Origin of the sequence: Paraburkholderia sacchari, from assembly GCF_000785435.2 — a bacterium.
In the GTDB taxonomy this organism is placed as follows: Bacteria; Pseudomonadota; Gammaproteobacteria; order Burkholderiales; family Burkholderiaceae; genus Paraburkholderia; species Paraburkholderia sacchari.
This window is the reverse complement of sequence record NZ_JTDB02000002.1, coordinates 483,628-499,840: the sequence shown is the minus strand read 5'-3', so window position 1 is coordinate 499,840 and position 16,213 is coordinate 483,628. Positions and strand designations below refer to the sequence as shown.

17 protein-coding genes are annotated in these 16,213 nt (G+C 67.4%); 3 read left to right on the top strand and 14 right to left on the bottom strand.

From position 1 onward, the window contains the following. Positions 1 to 25 precede the first annotated feature (25 nt). The 4 genes from tauA to NH14_RS09030 all read right to left on the bottom strand — a co-directional run bounded on the left by tauA (position 26) and on the right by NH14_RS09030 (position 3,628). Complete coding sequence (tauA, locus tag NH14_RS09045; protein WP_052147899.1) at positions 26 to 1,009, bottom strand: taurine ABC transporter substrate-binding protein; 984 nt, start codon at positions 1,007 to 1,009, stop codon at positions 26 to 28. Between the two features lie 311 nt (positions 1,010 to 1,320). Continuing rightward, on the bottom strand, positions 1,321 to 2,322 hold the full coding sequence (lipA, locus tag NH14_RS09040) for a lipoyl synthase (RefSeq protein ID WP_035523684.1): 1,002 nt from the start codon (positions 2,320 to 2,322) through the stop codon (positions 1,321 to 1,323). A gap of 14 nt (positions 2,323 to 2,336) precedes the next feature. Beyond that, entirely contained in the window at positions 2,337 to 3,212 is an 876-nt protein-coding gene (gene lipB / locus NH14_RS09035; protein ID WP_084225186.1) for a lipoyl(octanoyl) transferase LipB, read from the bottom strand. An 89-nt stretch (positions 3,213 to 3,301) separates the two neighbouring features. Then, positions 3,302 to 3,628: a DUF2917 domain-containing protein gene (locus NH14_RS09030; protein WP_035523681.1), complete on the bottom strand. Its 327-nt coding sequence runs from the start codon at positions 3,626 to 3,628 to the stop codon at positions 3,302 to 3,304. Between the two features lie 99 nt (positions 3,629 to 3,727). On the opposite strand from NH14_RS09030, the gene NH14_RS09025 reads away from it, so the two are divergent. Beyond that, complete coding sequence (locus NH14_RS09025; RefSeq protein WP_035523678.1) at positions 3,728 to 4,705, top strand: transcriptional regulator GcvA; 978 nt, start codon at positions 3,728 to 3,730, stop codon at positions 4,703 to 4,705. Positions 4,706 to 4,791: 86 nt separating this feature from the next. Here NH14_RS09025 and NH14_RS09020 read toward each other — a convergent pair whose 3' ends face one another. The 10 genes from NH14_RS09020 to NH14_RS08975 all read right to left on the bottom strand — a co-directional run bounded on the left by NH14_RS09020 (position 4,792) and on the right by NH14_RS08975 (position 13,930). Further along, positions 4,792 to 5,091: a DUF493 family protein gene (locus NH14_RS09020; RefSeq protein WP_035523675.1), complete on the bottom strand. Its 300-nt coding sequence runs from the start codon at positions 5,089 to 5,091 to the stop codon at positions 4,792 to 4,794. A gap of 21 nt (positions 5,092 to 5,112) precedes the next feature. Next, entirely contained in the window at positions 5,113 to 6,129 is a 1,017-nt protein-coding gene (locus tag NH14_RS09015; RefSeq protein ID WP_052147883.1) for a D-amino acid aminotransferase, read from the bottom strand. Then, the gene (locus NH14_RS09010; RefSeq protein WP_035523673.1) at positions 6,130 to 7,344 is read right to left on the bottom strand and encodes a D-alanyl-D-alanine carboxypeptidase family protein; all 1,215 of its coding nucleotides are present in this window, start codon (positions 7,342 to 7,344) and stop codon (positions 6,130 to 6,132) included. It abuts the gene before it with no gap. Between the two features lie 253 nt (positions 7,345 to 7,597). Continuing rightward, positions 7,598 to 8,230, bottom strand: a complete 633-nt coding sequence (locus tag NH14_RS09005) for an alpha/beta hydrolase (RefSeq protein ID WP_035523670.1) — start codon at positions 8,228 to 8,230, stop codon at positions 7,598 to 7,600. Between the two features lie 78 nt (positions 8,231 to 8,308). Then, positions 8,309 to 8,635: a (2Fe-2S) ferredoxin domain-containing protein gene (locus NH14_RS09000; RefSeq protein WP_035524047.1), complete on the bottom strand. Its 327-nt coding sequence runs from the start codon at positions 8,633 to 8,635 to the stop codon at positions 8,309 to 8,311. A 154-nt stretch (positions 8,636 to 8,789) separates the two neighbouring features. Beyond that, positions 8,790 to 9,971, bottom strand: a complete 1,182-nt coding sequence (locus tag NH14_RS08995) for a VanZ family protein (RefSeq protein ID WP_052147882.1) — start codon at positions 9,969 to 9,971, stop codon at positions 8,790 to 8,792. 61 nt (positions 9,972 to 10,032) lie between these two features. After that, positions 10,033 to 10,680 (bottom strand): ABC-type transport auxiliary lipoprotein family protein, encoded by a 648-nt coding sequence (locus tag NH14_RS08990; protein ID WP_035524043.1) that lies wholly within the window; start codon positions 10,678 to 10,680, stop codon positions 10,033 to 10,035. Between the two features lie 100 nt (positions 10,681 to 10,780). Further along, positions 10,781 to 11,746 (bottom strand): MlaD family protein, encoded by a 966-nt coding sequence (locus NH14_RS08985; protein ID WP_035523668.1) that lies wholly within the window; start codon positions 11,744 to 11,746, stop codon positions 10,781 to 10,783. Positions 11,747 to 11,849: 103 nt separating this feature from the next. Then, the gene (locus tag NH14_RS08980) at positions 11,850 to 12,731 is read right to left on the bottom strand and encodes an ABC transporter ATP-binding protein (protein ID WP_035524039.1); all 882 of its coding nucleotides are present in this window, start codon (positions 12,729 to 12,731) and stop codon (positions 11,850 to 11,852) included. A gap of 77 nt (positions 12,732 to 12,808) precedes the next feature. Next, on the bottom strand, positions 12,809 to 13,930 hold the full coding sequence (locus tag NH14_RS08975; protein WP_035523666.1) for an MlaE family ABC transporter permease: 1,122 nt from the start codon (positions 13,928 to 13,930) through the stop codon (positions 12,809 to 12,811). Positions 13,931 to 14,303: 373 nt separating this feature from the next. Between NH14_RS08975 and NH14_RS08970 the strand changes: the two genes are divergently transcribed. After that, complete coding sequence (locus tag NH14_RS08970) at positions 14,304 to 15,221, top strand: biotin--[acetyl-CoA-carboxylase] ligase (protein ID WP_508613264.1); 918 nt, start codon at positions 14,304 to 14,306, stop codon at positions 15,219 to 15,221. Beyond that, the gene (locus tag NH14_RS08965) at positions 15,218 to 16,135 is read left to right on the top strand and encodes a type III pantothenate kinase (protein WP_052147880.1); all 918 of its coding nucleotides are present in this window, start codon (positions 15,218 to 15,220) and stop codon (positions 16,133 to 16,135) included. The genes NH14_RS08970 and NH14_RS08965 overlap by 4 nt, the downstream gene beginning before the upstream one ends. Positions 16,136 to 16,213: the final 78 nt, after the last annotated feature.

Genomic DNA, 16,213 nt, shown 5'->3' with positions numbered 1-16,213 from the left:
CTGGCCGGCCGATAACGTCGATGTTTCAGTGCGCGGCGGCACGCTGCACGAATTGCGGATCGACGCCCACCGAGTAATCGGGCAGCACGGACTGGATCGTGCCTTGCGCCTTGAGGAAGGTCGCGGTCGCGAGCAGCGACTGCGCCGCGCCCGATTGCGCGCCGCCGCCGAGCCACGTCTTCGAGGCTTGCTCGGCGGGCGTCGGGAAGGCGTAGAGCGCGAGGCTCTCCGGCACGTCCTGCGCGTTCGCACCGGACACCTTCGCCACCGCTTGCACCTGCGGCGACGCCGCGTTCCACGCCGCCTTGTGCGCGCCGTAGTCGGCATCGGCAGCGGCCAGCACGTGCACGAACTTCGTAAGGAATGCTGCGTTATCCCTGGCAAAGCGCCGGTCGGCCACGATGCCATCGAAGGTCGCCTTGCCCGTGGCCTTCGCCACCTGCCCCGACGTGATCAGCACCTTGCCGTTCTGCTTCACCTTCGCGAGCACGGGATCCCAGATATAAGTCGCGTCGATGTCGCCGCGCTGCCACGCAGCCGCGACTTCGGGCGGGCGCAGGTTGACGATCTTCACCGCGTTGGGGTCCACGCCCGCGTTCTGCAGCGCGACTAGCGTATGAAAGTGCGAGGTCGACACATACGGCACGCCCACGGTCTTGCCCTTGAGGCCCGCGAGGCTCGTCACGCCGGAGCCGTCGCGGACAACGAGCGCCTCGGCATCGTTGATGTTGTCGAGAATCCAGAAGAGCGAGAGATTCACGCCCTGGGAGAGGCCCGCTGCAATGGGGCTGGACCCGGCCTCGCCGAGCTGCACCGAGCCCGAAGCGAGCGCGCGGATCACGTCGGCGCCGCTCGCGAGCTTGCGGTAGGTGACCTTGTAGCCGGTGGCCTGCTCGAGCGCGCCGGTGGCCTGCGCGTAGCGCCACGGCACCACCATGTCCTGGTACGCGATCACGACCTCGCGCGTTTCGGCGTGGGCGCGCGGAGCGGCGAACGCGGCGGCCAGCATGGCCGACGCCGCGGCAAGCGCGGTGATGAGCGAACGGGAACGGCGCGCGGCGCTCACGCGCTCGAAGGCGTGCGCGCGCGTGCGGTGCGGTGAGGAAAGGACGCGATGGCTCATCGTGGGACTCCGGCGGAACGACGTTCGAGTGAAAGAAGGTTCCGACTATAGGGAGTCTCGCGCTAAGTGGTTCTAATTTATCCGCGATAGCTAATGACGCCGCTGGAGCATTGCTTTTCGTGCGAGGGCGGAAGCAAAGGGCGCAAAAAAAGCCCGCTTTTCAGCGGGCTCCTTTGTGTGCGATACAGCGGCGATGATCAGACCACGCCCGCCCCATGCGCCTGCACATCGGCGTGATAGCTCGAACGCACCATCGCGCCAACGGCCGCGTGCGTAAAGCCCATCTTGTACGCCTCTTCCTCATACATCTTGAAGGTGTCCGGATGCACGTACTCGCGCACCGGCAGGTGATGCTCGGACGGCTGGAGATACTGGCCGATCGTCAGCATGTCGACGTCGTGCTCGCGCAGGTCGCGCATGACCTGGAGAATCTCTTCCGGCGTCTCGCCCAGACCCACCATCAGGCCCGACTTGGTCGCGACCTCGGGATGCAGCGCCTTGAAGTCCTTGAGGAGCTTGAGCGAGTGCGCGTAGTCCGAACCCGGGCGCGCTTCCTTGTAGAGGCGCGGCACCGTTTCGAGGTTGTGGTTCATGACGTCGGGCGGTGCGGCGTTGAGAATCGAGATCGCGCGGTCCAGACGGCCGCGGAAGTCAGGCGTGAGAATCTCGATGCGCGTTTGCGGCGACTGCTCGCGCACCTGGCGGATGCATTCGACGAAGTGGCCGGCGCCGCCGTCACGCAGATCGTCGCGGTCGACGCTCGTGATCACGACGTACTTGAGCTTGAGCGCGCCGATGGTGCGCGCGAGGTTGGCCGGCTCGTCCGGATCGAGCGGATCGGGGCGGCCGTGGCCGACGTCGCAGAACGGGCAGCGGCGCGTGCACTTGTCGCCCATGATCATGAACGTGGCAGTGCCCTTGCCGAAGCATTCGCCGATGTTCGGGCAGCTAGCTTCCTCGCACACCGTGTGCAGGTTGTGCTCGCGCAGAATGTTCTTGATCTCGTAGAAACGCGAGTTGCCGGTGGCCGCCTTCACGCGGATCCACTCGGGCTTCTTGAGCTTCTCGATCGGGACCACCTTGATCGGAATGCGCGAGGTCTTGGCCTGCGCCTTCTGTTTCGCGGTGGCGTCGTAAGGCACGGCATCGACGGGAGTTGCTGCGGGGTTTTCAGCAGAATTCGCGGTTACGTCAGTCATTCGTTTCGATCCAGTCAGGCCGCCGGTGCAACGCCGGCCTGCGGTTGCGGCGGTTGTCCGCCCGTGGTGGCCGATGTGGCCGGGTTCACCCCGGCCGCGGATGCGGCGCAAGGGTCTGTGGCAGCAGCTTCGGCCACCGAAAGCGCTGCTGAAAGGGTCGAATCCCAATGTGCGGCGAGATTCGCCTCGAGCCGGGCCGCCAGTGTGGCGGCAACGTCTTGCCAGGACGTTTGCGCGCCCAGTGTGGCCATGTCGACGGTTTCGAGGCCTGCATACCCGCACGGGTTGATCGCGAGGAACGGGCTCAAGTCCATCGAGACGTTCAGGCTCACGCCGTGGTAGCTGCAGCCGTGGCTAATCTTCAGGCCGAGTGCTCCGACCTTGGCGCCCACATGGGCCGCGCTGGGTCCGGTTGCGCCTTCTGGCACGTAAATCCCGGGCGCGCCGGCCTTGCGTTCGCCCGCGAGATTATACGCCGCCAATGTTTCGATCACGGCCTGCTCGATGAGCGTCACGAGCTCGCGCACCATCAGCTTGCGTCGCCGCAGGTCGAGCAGCAGATACGCGACGACCTGGCCCGGCCCGTGATACGTAATCTGGCCGCCGCGGTCGATCTGCACGAGCGGAATACCGCTGTTGGCGATCAGCAGGTGCTCGGGCTTGCCGGCCTGGCCGAGCGTGAAGACGGGCGGATGTTCGACGAGCCAGATTTCATCGGGCGTTTGGGCGTCGCGCTGCGCGGTGAATTCGCGCATGGCGTCGAAGCTCGCCTGGTAGGCCTCGTTGCCGCGCCAGCGCAAGATGGGCGGCGCGAAGCGCCCGCCCGGCAAAGCGGACCCGGATGAGGGTGAGGGTGAAATTGGGGGGGCTGAAACCGGGGTGGCGCACATGATTCCCGAAGTTTACCTAATTCGGGACAAGCGCGCCCGACCTTCTCTCGGCCGGGCGCCCCTTAGCCTGCACCCGCAGCCGGGGCGCATCAAACCGTGCGCCATCCGTCGCCGGCGTGGACGCCCCAGCGTGCCGCGAGCCGCGCGGCCCAGTCGAGCACGCGCTCGCTCACGCGCGCCGGCGTCGCGAACTGTACCCAAGCCGCCCCGCCCTGCTCCGCGCCGATCCACAGCCGCTCGCCGCGCCGCAGCCGCAGCGTGTGGCCGGGTTCGAGCCAGTAGTCGGCGGTGTCGTCGCTGCGCGTGACCCACACCGCGCCGCAGCGCACGGTCAGCCGCGTGCTGCGCGCCACCCGCACCGAAGCCACTTGATCCGCCGCCACTTCAAACGTGATATCTGAAGAAATTTCTCTCATTTTTGCCTCCGAAGGTACCGCATCCATGGCTACAATCGTAGGCGCAGCAAGGGATCGGGCAAAACGATCAATTTTCACGGCTATGTGAGAAAAATTGCGATGGACCTGCGCCAGCTTCCAGCGCTCAACGCCCTCAAGGCATTCGAGGCCGCCGCCCGCCACGAAAGCTTTTCGCGCGCCGCCGACGAGTTATTCGTCACGCACGGCGCGGTCAGCCACCAGATTCGCGCGCTCGAGGGCGAGCTCGGCATTGCGCTCTTTGCCCGCGACGGCAAGCGAGTGCGCCTCACCGACACGGGCCGCCGCTACGCGGGCCAGGTGCGCGACGCGCTCACGCAACTGGCGCTCGCCACCCAGGAGATCCGCGCGGGCGACCGCGACCGGCGCCTCGTGGTGTCGATGCTCTCGTCGTTCGCCGCGCGCTGGGTCACGCCGCGCATCGGCCGCTTTATCGAGGCGCATCCGCAATGGGACGTCGAGCTGCAATCGACGAACTCGCTCGTCGACTTCGCGCGCGACGACGTCGACGTGGCTGTGCGCTTCGGCTACGGCCACTATCCGGGGCTGCACGCCGAACTCCTGCTCGACGAGATCTTCTTTCCCGCCTGCTCGCCGGACTTCAACGGCGGCAAGCTGCCTGAGGATCCGCACGAACTGGCGAAGCTGCCTCTCCTGCGCTCCGACGACGAACTCTGGCGCCCCTGGTTCGACGCCGCCGGCATGCACGACATGCCCGAGCCCAAGCGCGGCGTGCTCTATCAGGATTCGTCGAACCTGCTGCAAGCCGCCATGGACGGCCAGGGCATCGCGCTCGTGCGGCGCTCGCTCGCGATGCACGAGATCACGCGCGGGCGGCTCGTGCGGCTCTTCAAGGACATCGACGGGCCAAGCCCGTGGCGCTACTACTTCATCTGCACGCAGCAGCGCATGCAGACCGAGCGCGTGCAGGCGTTTCGCGACTGGGTGTTCGACGAAGTCGCGCGCTTCCGGCGGCTCTATGAGAACGCCTGCGAGGCAGGCCCGCTCATGACAGCAGCCGCGGCTGCATTGCGCGCACGCGAGGACGACGCGCTCTGAGCGACTGCGCCGATCCGTAAACGCAACAAGGGCCGCCCGAAAGCAGCCCTTGCGACACATCCTCACGAGCACAACGCCGCGAGGTTTTACAGCACGATCTTCACCATCGGATGCCCGGTGAGCGCGCGATAGATATCGTCGAGATGCGCCTGGCTCGTCGTGCGCACGGTCACCGTGAGACCCGTGTAGTTGCCGCCGCTCGACGGCCGCGATTCGATGGTCGCGATATCGAAGCTGCCGTCGAATTCGCGCAGCACGGCGACGATCGTGTCCTGAAACTCCGGATGCGTCTTGCCCATCACCTTGATGGGAAAATCGCAGGGGAATTCGATCAGGGATTCTTTGGCTGGCGCCTGAGCGCCGCCGTTCAGTTCAGATGCAGTCATATTTCCACTTCCTTTAGCGTCTCATCGTGCGGCGCGGGCTTGCTCGCAAGCCGCCGCATGAGCGTCGCGCGCCGCGAGAACCGCACGCGCCTCGCGCGCTTTCGCGCGCTGATAACCCTCGTAAAGCGCCGCAAAGACCGGGCCCGGCTTGCCGTTGCCCACGGCCTGGCCGTCGAGCGCGACCACCGGCAGGATTTCCTTGGTCGCCGAAGTCACGAGCACTTCGTCGGCGGCGCGCAGCGCCGCTTCGTCGATCTCGCGCGCTTCGAAGCGAATCCCGCATTCCTGCGCCAGTTCCTCGACGAGTCCGTAGCGGATGCCTTCGAGAATCTTGTTGCTGCGCGGCGGCGCGTAGAGGGCGCCGTCCTTCACGATCCACACGTTCGACGACGACGCTTCGGTCACCCAGCCGTCGCGCAACTGGATCGTCTCGAACACGCCATGCTCCACCGCGTTCTGCGCCATCAGCACATTGCCGAGCAGCGAGGTCGACTTGATGTCGCAATTGAGCCAGCGGCGGTCCTCGGCCGTGACGCAGGCCACGCCGCTCGCGCGCTGCGCGGCGCCCGGCAGCGCGAGCGGGCTGACCATCACGAACACGGTGGGCGTCACGCCCGCCGGGAACGCATGGCCGCGCTTCGCCACGCCGCGCGTCACCTGCAGGTAGACGTTCGCGTGCGCATCGCGCGCGAGCGCGCCCTCGGCCTCGTTCGCCTCGATCACGCGCGCGATGAGCGCGCGCCAGCCGGCCTCGTCGAATGGATTCGCGATACCCACCTTGTCGAGCGAGCGTGCGAGCCGCGCGAGATGCTGCGCGATGCGAAACGGCACGCGCAACTTGCCCGCGCCGGGCGCAGCGCCCTCGGCTTCGAGTGCATAGGCCGGCACCACTTCGTAGATGCCATCGCCGAAAATGAAGCCGCGGTCGAGCACCGGCACGCGCGCTTCGGACAGCGGCGTGAGCTCGCCGCCGCGTCCACAGTCGAGCCAGACGAGCGGCTCGGCTTCATGCGCAGCCGTTGTCGTCGATGCGTCCATTTACTTCTTCTTGTTGAACATGAGCATGAGCGAATCCCACACGCGACCCGCGATGCCGGCTTGCGGCACCGCCTGGAGCGCGACCAGCGGGAACTGCGCGAGCACCTTGCCGTCCGCGCCGACGAACTTCGCCGTGCCCACCTGCTGGCCGTCTGCGAGCGGCGCGATCAGCGGGGTCGTGATCTCGACCTGCGGCTTGGCCTTGTCGGCGGCGCCCTTGGGCAGCGTCACGAACTGATCCTTCTTCACGCCCACCTTCACGGAATCCGTCGCACCCTTGTAGACGCGCGGAGTTGCCACGGCCTGGTTGGCCGCATAGATGCGCGTGCTGTCGTAGGCGCTATAGCCGTAGTTCAGCATCTTCAGGCTGTCCTGAACCCGGTCGTGCTCCTTTTGCTCGCCCATCATCACCGAGACGAGACGGCGGTCCCCGCCGCCCGCGAGCGGACGCTTGGCCGATGCGATCAGGCAGTAGCCCGCCGCCTTGGTGTGGCCGGTCTTCAGGCCGTCGACGGTCGGGTCGATCCACAGCAGGCGGTTGCGGTTCGGCTGCTTGATGTTGTTGTATTTAAATTCCTTCACCGAGAAGATGCTGTAGTACTCGGGATAGTCGCGAATCATGCGCGTGGAGAGCGTGGCAAGGTCGCCGGCCGTCGTGTAGTGATTCGGGTCGGGCATGCCGTTCACGTCGGCGAAATGCGTGTGCGCCATGCCGAGCTTCTGCGCCTCGGCGTTCATCATGTTGACGAAGTTCGCCTCGCTGCCGCCCACCAGTTCCGCGAGCGCGATCGCTGCGTCGTTGCCCGACTGCACGATCATGCCGTACACGAGGTCATGCACCGACACCGGCTTGTTCGCCTCGATGAACATGCGCGACTCGTCGGTGCGCACGCGGCGCACGGCTTCGCTCGGCGTGACGATCTGCTCCATCGTGATCTTCTTGGCCTGCAGCGCCTCGAACACGAGGTAGGCGGTCATCAGCTTCGTGAGCGAGGCCGGTTCGACGCGCTCGTCGGCGTTGCCCGAGGCGAGCACCTGGTTCGCGGTGGCGTCCATGAGCACCCACGAACGCGCGTTCACCGCGGGCGGCGGCACCTGCGCGAACGCGCTCGCGCTCGCGAGGAGCGCGGCGGGCAGCATGGCGCCGAGCGTGACGTTGCGGACAGTGGAGGAAGAAACGAAGGAGGATTGCTGGCCGGAGGAAAGAAAACGCATAGGTTCAGGTCGAACGGATTGGGGTCGGGATGAACGTTGCGCGCCACGAGGCGCGCAGGTGGGGGGCCGAAGTCAGGAGCCAAAGCCAGGAACCAGCGACGGGAGCTAACCGCGGCGCCTCGCTCACACGCCGGAACACAAGGAAAACGGGCGCGGCGGAGCGCAAAAAAAGACGGCCCATTATACGCGCCACGTGATGGCGTTTTTCTAACGGGGCACACGTTTGCGCGTACAGGTCGCGCTTTTTCGAACTTCAACGCCAGGCGTCGACGATGATGCGCTTGAGAATGTGCAGCTTGCGGTGCAGGAAGTGCTCCGCCCCCGGAATCACGACAATCGGCAGCTCCTGCGGACGCGCCCATTCGTACACGGAGAGAATCGGCACGGTTTCGTCGAGCTCGCCGTGAATCAGCAACGTGTCGTCGCGCACCGGCGCGACTTCCCAGCGGCTGGCCGCGGTGCCCACGAATACCATGCGCTCGATCTGGCCGCCGGCTTCCTGATAGCGCTTCGCCACATGCGACAGCACGAAGGTGCCGAACGAGAAGCCCGCGAGCACGAGCGGCACGTCGGCCTGGCCCGGCTGCGCGCGCATGTAGCCGATGAGTTCGAGCAGGTCGTCCTGTTCGCCGATGCCGTTGTCATGCGTGCCGGCCGTCGTGCCGACGCCGCGAAAGTTCGACCGATAAGTCACGTAGCCGAGCTGCACGAGCGTGCGCGCGAGGGTCTGCGCGACCTTGTTGTCCATGGTGCCGCCAAACAGCGGATGCGGATGCGCGACGAGCGCGATGCCGCGCACGGGCGTGTTCGCATCGGGCCTGTCGAGCGCGCATTCGATCTGGCCGACGGGACCGTCGATATGGAATTTTTCGGTTTGTGCGTTCATCGTTGCGGATCTTGCCTGGGTTCCGTGGCCCCTTGCGGGCGGGGTTCTTTTGCGTTCTTGAACGTATTTTGGGTGTTCTTACCGGTCGATCTTCAGGCGCTCGACCACCTGGCCGTTCTGCAGATGCGAGACGACAATTTCCTCGATGTCGCTCTCGTCGACATAGGTGTACCAGGTGCCCTCGGGATACACGACGACAGTGGGTCCCTCCTCGCAGCGGTCCAGGCAGCCGGCCTTGTTTATGCGCACCTTGCCCGGGCCCGCGAGGCCCAGCTCCTTCACGCGCTTTTTCGCGTATTCCTGCATCGCCTGCGCGTTGCAGTTCGCGCAGCTCGGACGATCGGCGCCTGGGTCGCGCTGGTTCAAACAGAAAAAGACGTGGTGTTGATAGAACGAATCGGTCATGGTGGGGAATACCGGTGAAGTGTCGGGCGCAGCGTGCACGGTCGATGCAATGCGGTTGGCGCAATGCGATCGATTATAGCGAGCGTGGCGCGAACGCTTCTCGCGCCATCGGCGTGCGTGCCGGACGACGCGAAGCCGGGCCTCGATGGCCAACTTAGCGGCTCGAGCGCGCCCGACTCCGAGCTCGCCGCGCAAGCCACGCGCGCTCCAACGAAAACGCCGACCAGCCGAGCACCGCCCAGGGCCACGTCCATGCGAGCCAGCGCGCCAGCCCGTTGAAGTGCAGATAGCGCCCCTGGCGCCAGTCGGCGAGCAGCACGTCGAAATAGGGGCTCACCGGCAGCAGATTCACGAGCACGAGCGAGACGGCCAGCGCCGCCGTTGCGGCGGCGGAGCGCGCCGTTCGCGGCAGGTAAAGCGCGAGAAGGGCCGCGAGCGTGCCCCAGCCGAGCCCCGCGAGCGCGCCAGGCGTCGCCCAGTCGAACAGCAGGCCGCTTTGCGACTGCAGGAAAGTCGCGCCCGCTTTCACGACGAGCGTGATCACGATCAGCAGCACGATGAGCCGCGCGCGCGGCGCGCGAGTGCGCATCGGCAGCGAGGCGAACGCGGCCGCGCCAAACAGGTTGAGCGCAGTGATGAGCGTCTCCCAGTCCGATTCCGGCAAGCGCGCGACCAGCGCATCGGGCCACGCGCTCAAGTGCCACGCGTCGGGCGCCCAGGCGAGCATCGCGCCTTGCATCGAAGCGTCGAAGCGCTCCCAGAGCGCGCGCGGCCAGTCGCCCATGCCGAAGAGACGCGGCACCGGAAACATCGTCGCAAACGGCCACAGCGCGGCCAGCACCATCAGCGCGCCCGCGTCGCGCTCGAACCAGCGAAAGCGCAGCCGGCGCAGGAAGCCGCGTTCGAGCAGCGCGCCCGTGGCCGGCGCGGCAATTGCCGCGCCCAGCAACGCGCCGAGCGCATTGGTGGCAAGGTCGAGATTCGAGGCGACGCGCGTGGGCAAATACGTCTGCACCGCTTCCATCACGCCCGACAGCAGCGTGCCGCCCAGCGTAGCGAGCGCAACCGCGAGCAAGCCACGGCAGCGCGGCCACGCGGCGAGCACGGCCAGCGCGCCGAACGGCATGTAGCCGAGCACGTTGGTGACGACGTCGAAGACGGTCCAGTATTTCGGAAAGGGATCGCCGAGATAGTCGAAGGGAGCGAGGCCGAGCGAGCGCCAGCCCGAGAACGGATACCACGAGGCGTAGACGATCAGCGCGGTGTAGAGCGCGAACGCCTGGCGCGAGAGCGTGGAAGCCTCGTGCGGCAACGCTTCGGGTTTGAGTGACGACATACCGCCAGTACCGCCTCTTCTGATGCGTCCGGCGCGCCCGCGCGCCCGGACCTCGCGTTTCTCAAGGCGTGCCGGCGAACGCCTGCGTGCTCACCCAAGCGCCCACCTGGCCCGCAAAATCGTCGCTCGCCGCGCGCAGCGCCGCCACACCGCCTGCGGCGTCGGGCGTGCTCGCGGGTGCGCGCGCCACGAACGAGCGCTGCGCGATCACTTTGCCGCCGCGCATGAGCGTCGCGCGCGCGGCCAGCACGCCGGCGCTTTGCGTCGATGAGTCGAACACCTGCTCGAACTCGGTGAGTTCGATCTTCAAGATGGGCGCCGGCACGGCGTCGGCGCCCGAGAGCACGGTGGCGCGCGAGCCGAGCGCGCTGCGCAGGCGCAGCGTGAGCAGGCGTGCGGGCGACATCGTCCAGCGGCTGTCCGCGTAGCGGCCCGTGCGCTGCGGGTCGCCGTTCAGGCGATAGAGGATGCCGTCGTGGTCGAGCGTCGGCGGCGCGTTCACTTCGAGCACCTTGAGCGGCGGCAGCGAAGCAGCCGAAGCCGACAAAGTCGACGGCGAGGCCGCCGACGGGCTCGCCGCCTCCTGTTGCGGCCCGAGGTCGTAGCGGACCTCGGAGAGCGTGACGGAGCGGCCGGCGCACGCCGCCAGCATGCCGATGGCGAGCGCCGCGAGCGCGGCGCGGCAAAGCCTCGGGAACGAGCGTGACAAAGTGGCTTGGCGTGACATTGCGGTTCCTTCCTGAAATGGCTTGCTGCGGTTTTTGCCGGTTTTTACCCTAAGCGACTTCGCGCCCGTTATTTCGCGCTCATCACTTCGCGCCCGCGCCGGCGGGCCAGGCAAAGCCCGGCTCGCCAGGCCCCGGCGCGGGCTGCGGCGCACCGCCGAACAGCAAGCTGTTCGGGCTCGTGCTGAAGGTGCCTGCGGCCCGGTCCACCGAGCGCATCGCCGAGCGCACGTCCTCGGTCAGCGAGTCGACGCGCGGCAGCGTGTCATAGCCCACCCGCGCCGAGAGTTCCTGGATCGACGCGTCGATCGAAGTCAGCGCCTGCCCCGCCTGTGCCGCCGCCGTGCCGGCCTTGTTCAGGTTGGTCTGGAACGGGCCGTCCGGGCGGTTCAGGCCGATAACGAGCTGATTGGTCGATTGCAGCGTCTTGCGCAGGTCCGTGACCGCGCCTGGCAGGAGCTTCGTGGTCGGCTCCAGCTGTTGCGCAATGGTATTCACGTTGTCCGCGGCCTTCTGCACGCTGTTGATGGCCGCCATGATCTGCTTGCGGTTCTCCTCGCTCAGCATCTGGTCGGCGTCGGTGGCGATGCTGTCGAGCTTGCGCAGCAACGCGTCGCCGCGCCGCTGCAACTGATCGAGCAGGCCCGGGCGCAGCGGGATCTCTGCCACATGCTTCTCCGATGAAACCAGCGGCGACAGATCGAGGCCGTTGTCTTCGAGCTGCACGAAGGCGATGCCCGTCACGCCCTGCAGCGCGAGCGAGCCGTAGGTGGAGCGCGTCATCGGCGCCTTCTGGTCGACCAGCACGCGGATGCGGATCTGCCCCGGGTGGCTCGGGTCGAACTTGATCGACTGCACCTTGCCGACGTCGAGCCCGCGGTAGCGCACGGCCGCATCAGGGTAGAGGCCCGTCACGTTGCTGCGCGAGATAAGATCGTAGGGCACGCGCACCGTATGGTCGGCGCTGAAGAACACCACCGCGAACGCAATCACCGTCAGCAGCCCGATTGTGAAGGCGCCCGCCCAGAACGCATGCGCTTTGTTTTCCATCGTCAGATTCCCTTGTTGGCGACGACCGCCGCACGCAACCGCGCGGCCACGAACGCAGCTGAGCGCCGCTCGCGCGCGCGGCTGCAGCCTCGCGTGACGCGCATCAGCATGGCTTCGCGCCCACCGAAGCCGGGGCAAGCGCCGCCGGCGGCAGCTTGGCGCGCCGCTCGGGCGGCAGCGCCTGCAGCGCGCGCCGGCCGCGCATGCCCAAAAAATATTCGCGGATGAACGGATCGTCCACGCACGCCGCCTCCTCCACGGGACCTGCCACCAGCACCTTGCGCTCGGCGATCACGGCCACACGCGTGGAGAGCGCGACCATGGCGTCGAGGTCGTGCGTGATCAGCACGACCGTGAGACCGAGCGCGCGGTGCAGCGTGCTGATGAGTTCGACCACTTCGTCCGACGAACGCGGGTCGAGCCCCGCCGTCGGCTCGTCGAGAAACAGCAGCTCCGGCTCCAGAACGATCGCGCGCGCGAGGCCCACGCGCTTGACCATGCCGCCCGAGAGCGCGGCCGGCGGCTTCGAAGCGTGCTTGCACGGCAAGCCGACCATCTCGAGCTTGAGCATCACGATGTCGCGCAACAGGTCCGCCGGCACCTTGCCGAGCTCGCGCACCGGCTGCGCCACGTTGTCGAACACCGAAAGCGACGAGAACAGCGCGCCGTGCTGGAACAGCATGCCGGTGCGCGTGCGCATGAGGCGCGCGCGCTCGGGCTCGATCTTCGAGATGTCCTCGCCGAACATCTTGATGGTGCCCGAAGTGGGCCGCTCGAGACCGAGGATCTGGCGCACGAGCGTGGTCTTGCCCGAGCCCGAGCCGCCCACGATCGTGACGATCTCGCCGCGGCGAATGTCGAGATTCAGATGCTGATGGACGATATTGCGCCCATAGCGCTTGCTGAGATCGCGCACCTCGATAATGGGCTCGCCGATGGCCGGCAACGGCAAGTCCTCGACCGCGCCCTTGAGCGGCGTGGTCATCGTGCCGGTCGTGGTCAACGTGCCGGGCGCGCCCATCGTACGGGGAGTGCCCGGGGTTGCGGATGTGCCGATCGTGCTCATGACAGCCCCACGTTCTGGAACAGGATCGCGAACACGGCGTCGGCAAGGATCACGATGGTGATCGAAGTCACGACCGAAGTGGTCGTGCCTTCGCCGAGGCTCTGCGAGTTCGCCTTGATGCGAAAGCCGAAGTGGCAGCCGACGATCGCCACCAGCATGCCGAACGCCACGCCCTTGCCGAGCCCGATCCACAGGTTCGCGATCGGCACCACGCCCGGCAGCGAGCGGACGAAGTACGAGATGTCGATGCCGAGCACCGCCTTGGCCGCGAGCGCGCCGCCTAGCAGCGCGATGATGTCGGTCCACATCACCAGCAGCGGCATGGCCACGCCCAGCGCGATCACGCGCGGCAGGATCAGGCGCAGGCCGTGCGAGATGCCCATCACGCGCATGGCGTCGAGTTCCTCGGTCACGCGCATCACGCCGATCTGCGCGGTGATGGCCGAACCCGAGCGTCCCGCGACCAGAATGGCCGAGAGCACCGGCCCGAGCTCGCGAATCACCGCGAGCCCGAGAATATTCACGATGTACTGGTTCGCGCCGAAGAGCCGCAACTGCTGCGCCGACAAATACGAGAGCACGATGCCGATCAGAAAGGCGACGAGCGCCGTGATCGGCAGCGCGCGCGTGCCGGCGTTATAGATGTTCGCGGAGATCTCGACCCAGGGCGTGACCTTCGGCTTGCGCAGGATGAGGAGCAGATCGAGCACCACGCGGCCGAGCATGGCCAGCCCGCCGTACAGGTGATCGCCGAACGAAAACATCGCAAGGCCGAGTTGCGTGACGGGGCCGGTGCGCATCACGCGCTCGGCAGGCTCGCGCACCGAGTCGAGCAGCGCGATGCGCTCGAAGATGTCGCGCTGCGTGTCGGACAGCGCGACGAGATCGGCGGGCAGCTTGTGGCCCCAGACGCGCCAGAGCGCCTGGCCGCCCACGTGATCCATGCGCTCGATACCGGAGAGATCCCATTGCCCGATGCGCTCGCCAACGAGCGCACCCAGACGCCGCGCCGCGCCGCCATGGTCGCGATCGCGCGCGAGCGCCAGCGCCGTCCATTGACCGGACAGGCGCACGATTTTTCCGTGGGTGCCGGCCGCGATTTCGAGGCCGGGCGGCATCTCTTGAGTCAAGGCGGACGCTCGGGCAAAAGACGAAGTGATCAACCATTGTAGCGAACGTGCCCCGTTTCGTCGGTCGGGACGCGCGCGAATCCCGCCGCGCGCACAAGGCGCATACTGCGGCCATGGCTCGCTGTGGACAATACTGTGGATGACCTGTTGGCAGCCTGTGGGCACGCTGTGGAATGCCCGAAAATCGAGCGTGGCCGAGCGCAATTCGATCAACACACGCCACCCGATGCCTGTGGATGATTCCGTGGATAACCTGTGGGCCAGCTGTGGGCAGCCTGTGAATTGTCCAAATAACAGGCAAAAGCCGCGATGAAATCCGCGTACGCGGCACGGTTGGCCGCCACTACAATACGAGACCATGATGACCCCTACCCCCAATAACCCAAGCGCCCCGGGCGCCGACGACTGGCGCATCGACCGCGAGCGCGCGGTGACGCTGTTCGGCCCGGCCGCGCATGACTGGCCCATCGAGATCGTCGAGGAAACCGGCTCGACCAACGCCGACCTGATGACGCGCCTGAAGGCGCTGCCGCATCGCGCCAACGCGCTCGCGCGCCCGATCGTGCGAGTGGCCTATCTGCAAACGGCGGGACGCGGCCGGCGCGGCCGCAGCTGGGTCGCCCAGCCCGGCGACGCGCTGCTGTTCTCGATTGGCTGCGTGCTGCCGCGCCCGATCGAAGGGCTCGCGGGGCTGAGCCTCGCCATCGGCTCGGCGCTCGTGGACGGCTTGCGCACGCTGCCCGTGGCCGCGCCCGGCCAGATCGCGCTCAAGTGGCCCAACGACGTGCTGCTCGAAGGCGACAAGCTGGTCGGCATCCTCGTCGAGACCGCGTGGAGCACGGCCGATTCAACGGCGGTGGTGATCGGCATCGGCACGAACGTGCGCCATCCGGAGGCGCTGGCCGCGAAGGTCGACGCGCTCAACGCCGACCCGGCCTCGCAGCAGGCCGCGCCGGTGCCGGGCGCCGCGCCCACCGCGCTTTCGCGCGTGTGGCCCGCCGCCAATCTCACCGATGTGCTCGCCGCCGAGCTCAACGCGCTCGAAAGCGCGCTGCAACGCTTCGGCACGGCGGGCTTCGCGCCGTTTCAGGCGCGCTGGAACGCGTGCCACGCCTATGCGGGCCGCGAGGTCGCGCTCTACGAACAAGGCGCCGAGGTGTTGCGCGGCGTGGCCGTGGGCGTAGACGAGAGCGGCCAGTTGCTCGTCGATACCGCACGCGGCCGCGAGGCTGTCACGACCGGCGATATTTCCCTGCGGCTCGCGGACAACGGCGCATGAGCGGTACGCGCAGCGCCCCGCATGCTGGCCCGTCCCCGTATCTGCTGATTGACGCAGGCAATAGCCGGATCAAGTGGGCGCTGGTGGCCGCCGACGGCTCGCGCCTGCACGCGGGCGCGTCGAATCACCACGCTGCGCCGGACGCTTCATCGTCCGACACGGCTGTTGGCTCCATCGCCCCCCCCGCCGCACGCGGCTTCGCCGACTGGTCGGCGCTGCCCGCGCCCGGCAGCGCGTGGATCTCGAACGTCGCGGGCGCGGCGGTGGCGCAGCGCATCGACGCCGCGCTCGACGCCCACTGGCCGGGCCTCACCCGCACGGTGATCCGCGCGACCCGGCAGCAATGCGGCGTGACGAACAGCTACACGACGCCCGACGCGCTCGGCAGCGACCGCTGGGCCGGCATGATCGGCGCGCATGCGGCGTTTCCGGACGAACCGCTGCTCATCGCCACCTTCGGCACCGCGACCACGCTCGAAGCGCTGCGCGCCGACGGCACTTTCGAGGGCGGCCTGATCGCGCCGGGCTGGACGCTCATGATGCGCTCGCTTGGCGAGCATACGGCGCAGTTGCCGGTGCTCGATGCGCACAACGCACGCGGTTTGATCGGTGCTGCGCAGGGCGAGGCACGCTCCGGGGCGAGCGCAGGCGCGGGACCGGCGGCGGGTTCATCGACACTTGGCCCGCTCTTCGCGACCGACACGAAATGCTCGATCTCGGCGGGTTGCGCGCTCGCCCAGGCGGGCCTCATCGAGCGCGCCTGGGCCGATTTGCAAGATGCGTGGAAAATGCCGGTCCGGCTGGTGGTGAGCGGCGGCGCGGCCGCCGAAGTGACGGCGGCGCTGAAGGTGCCGCATACTCGCCACGATGCATTGGTGCTAGCTGGCCTCGCACTGATCGCGATGCAATCCTGAGCGCGCCTGAATGCGCCTTGGGCGCGTGCTGCCGCAGAGCGCGGCGGCGATCTTCACGAACGATATCGACGGAGTCTC

Excerpts from the sequence above, each read along its gene's own strand:
- NH14_RS09020 (WP_035523675.1), bottom strand. The coding sequence starts at position 5,091 with ATGACTGCATCTGAACTGAACGGCGGCGCTCAGGCGCCAGCCAAAGAA.
- NH14_RS09025 (WP_035523678.1), top strand. The coding sequence starts at position 3,728 with ATGGACCTGCGCCAGCTTCCAGCGCTCAACGCCCTCAAGGCATTCGAG.
- NH14_RS09030 (WP_035523681.1), bottom strand. The coding sequence starts at position 3,628 with ATGAGAGAAATTTCTTCAGATATCACGTTTGAAGTGGCGGCGGATCAA.
- NH14_RS08980 (WP_035524039.1), bottom strand. The coding sequence starts at position 12,731 with ATGACCACGCCGCTCAAGGGCGCGGTCGAGGACTTGCCGTTGCCGGCC.
- lipA (WP_035523684.1), bottom strand. The coding sequence starts at position 2,322 with ATGACTGACGTAACCGCGAATTCTGCTGAAAACCCCGCAGCAACTCCC.
- NH14_RS08985 (WP_035523668.1), bottom strand. The coding sequence starts at position 11,746 with ATGGAAAACAAAGCGCATGCGTTCTGGGCGGGCGCCTTCACAATCGGG.
- tauA (WP_052147899.1), bottom strand. The coding sequence starts at position 1,009 with ATGCTGGCCGCCGCGTTCGCCGCTCCGCGCGCCCACGCCGAAACGCGC.
- NH14_RS09010 (WP_035523673.1), bottom strand. The coding sequence starts at position 7,344 with ATGCGTTTTCTTTCCTCCGGCCAGCAATCCTCCTTCGTTTCTTCCTCC.
- NH14_RS09005 (WP_035523670.1), bottom strand. The coding sequence starts at position 8,230 with ATGAACGCACAAACCGAAAAATTCCATATCGACGGTCCCGTCGGCCAG.
- NH14_RS09015 (WP_052147883.1), bottom strand. The coding sequence starts at position 6,129 with ATGGACGCATCGACGACAACGGCTGCGCATGAAGCCGAGCCGCTCGTC.
- NH14_RS08975 (WP_035523666.1), bottom strand. The coding sequence starts at position 13,930 with ATGCCGCCCGGCCTCGAAATCGCGGCCGGCACCCACGGAAAAATCGTG.
- NH14_RS08970 (WP_508613264.1), top strand. The coding sequence starts at position 14,304 with ATGACCCCTACCCCCAATAACCCAAGCGCCCCGGGCGCCGACGACTGG.
- NH14_RS08965 (WP_052147880.1), top strand. The coding sequence starts at position 15,218 with ATGAGCGGTACGCGCAGCGCCCCGCATGCTGGCCCGTCCCCGTATCTG.
- NH14_RS09000 (WP_035524047.1), bottom strand. The coding sequence starts at position 8,635 with ATGACCGATTCGTTCTATCAACACCACGTCTTTTTCTGTTTGAACCAG.
- lipB (WP_084225186.1), bottom strand. The coding sequence starts at position 3,212 with ATGTGCGCCACCCCGGTTTCAGCCCCCCCAATTTCACCCTCACCCTCA.
- NH14_RS08995 (WP_052147882.1), bottom strand. The coding sequence starts at position 9,971 with ATGTCGTCACTCAAACCCGAAGCGTTGCCGCACGAGGCTTCCACGCTC.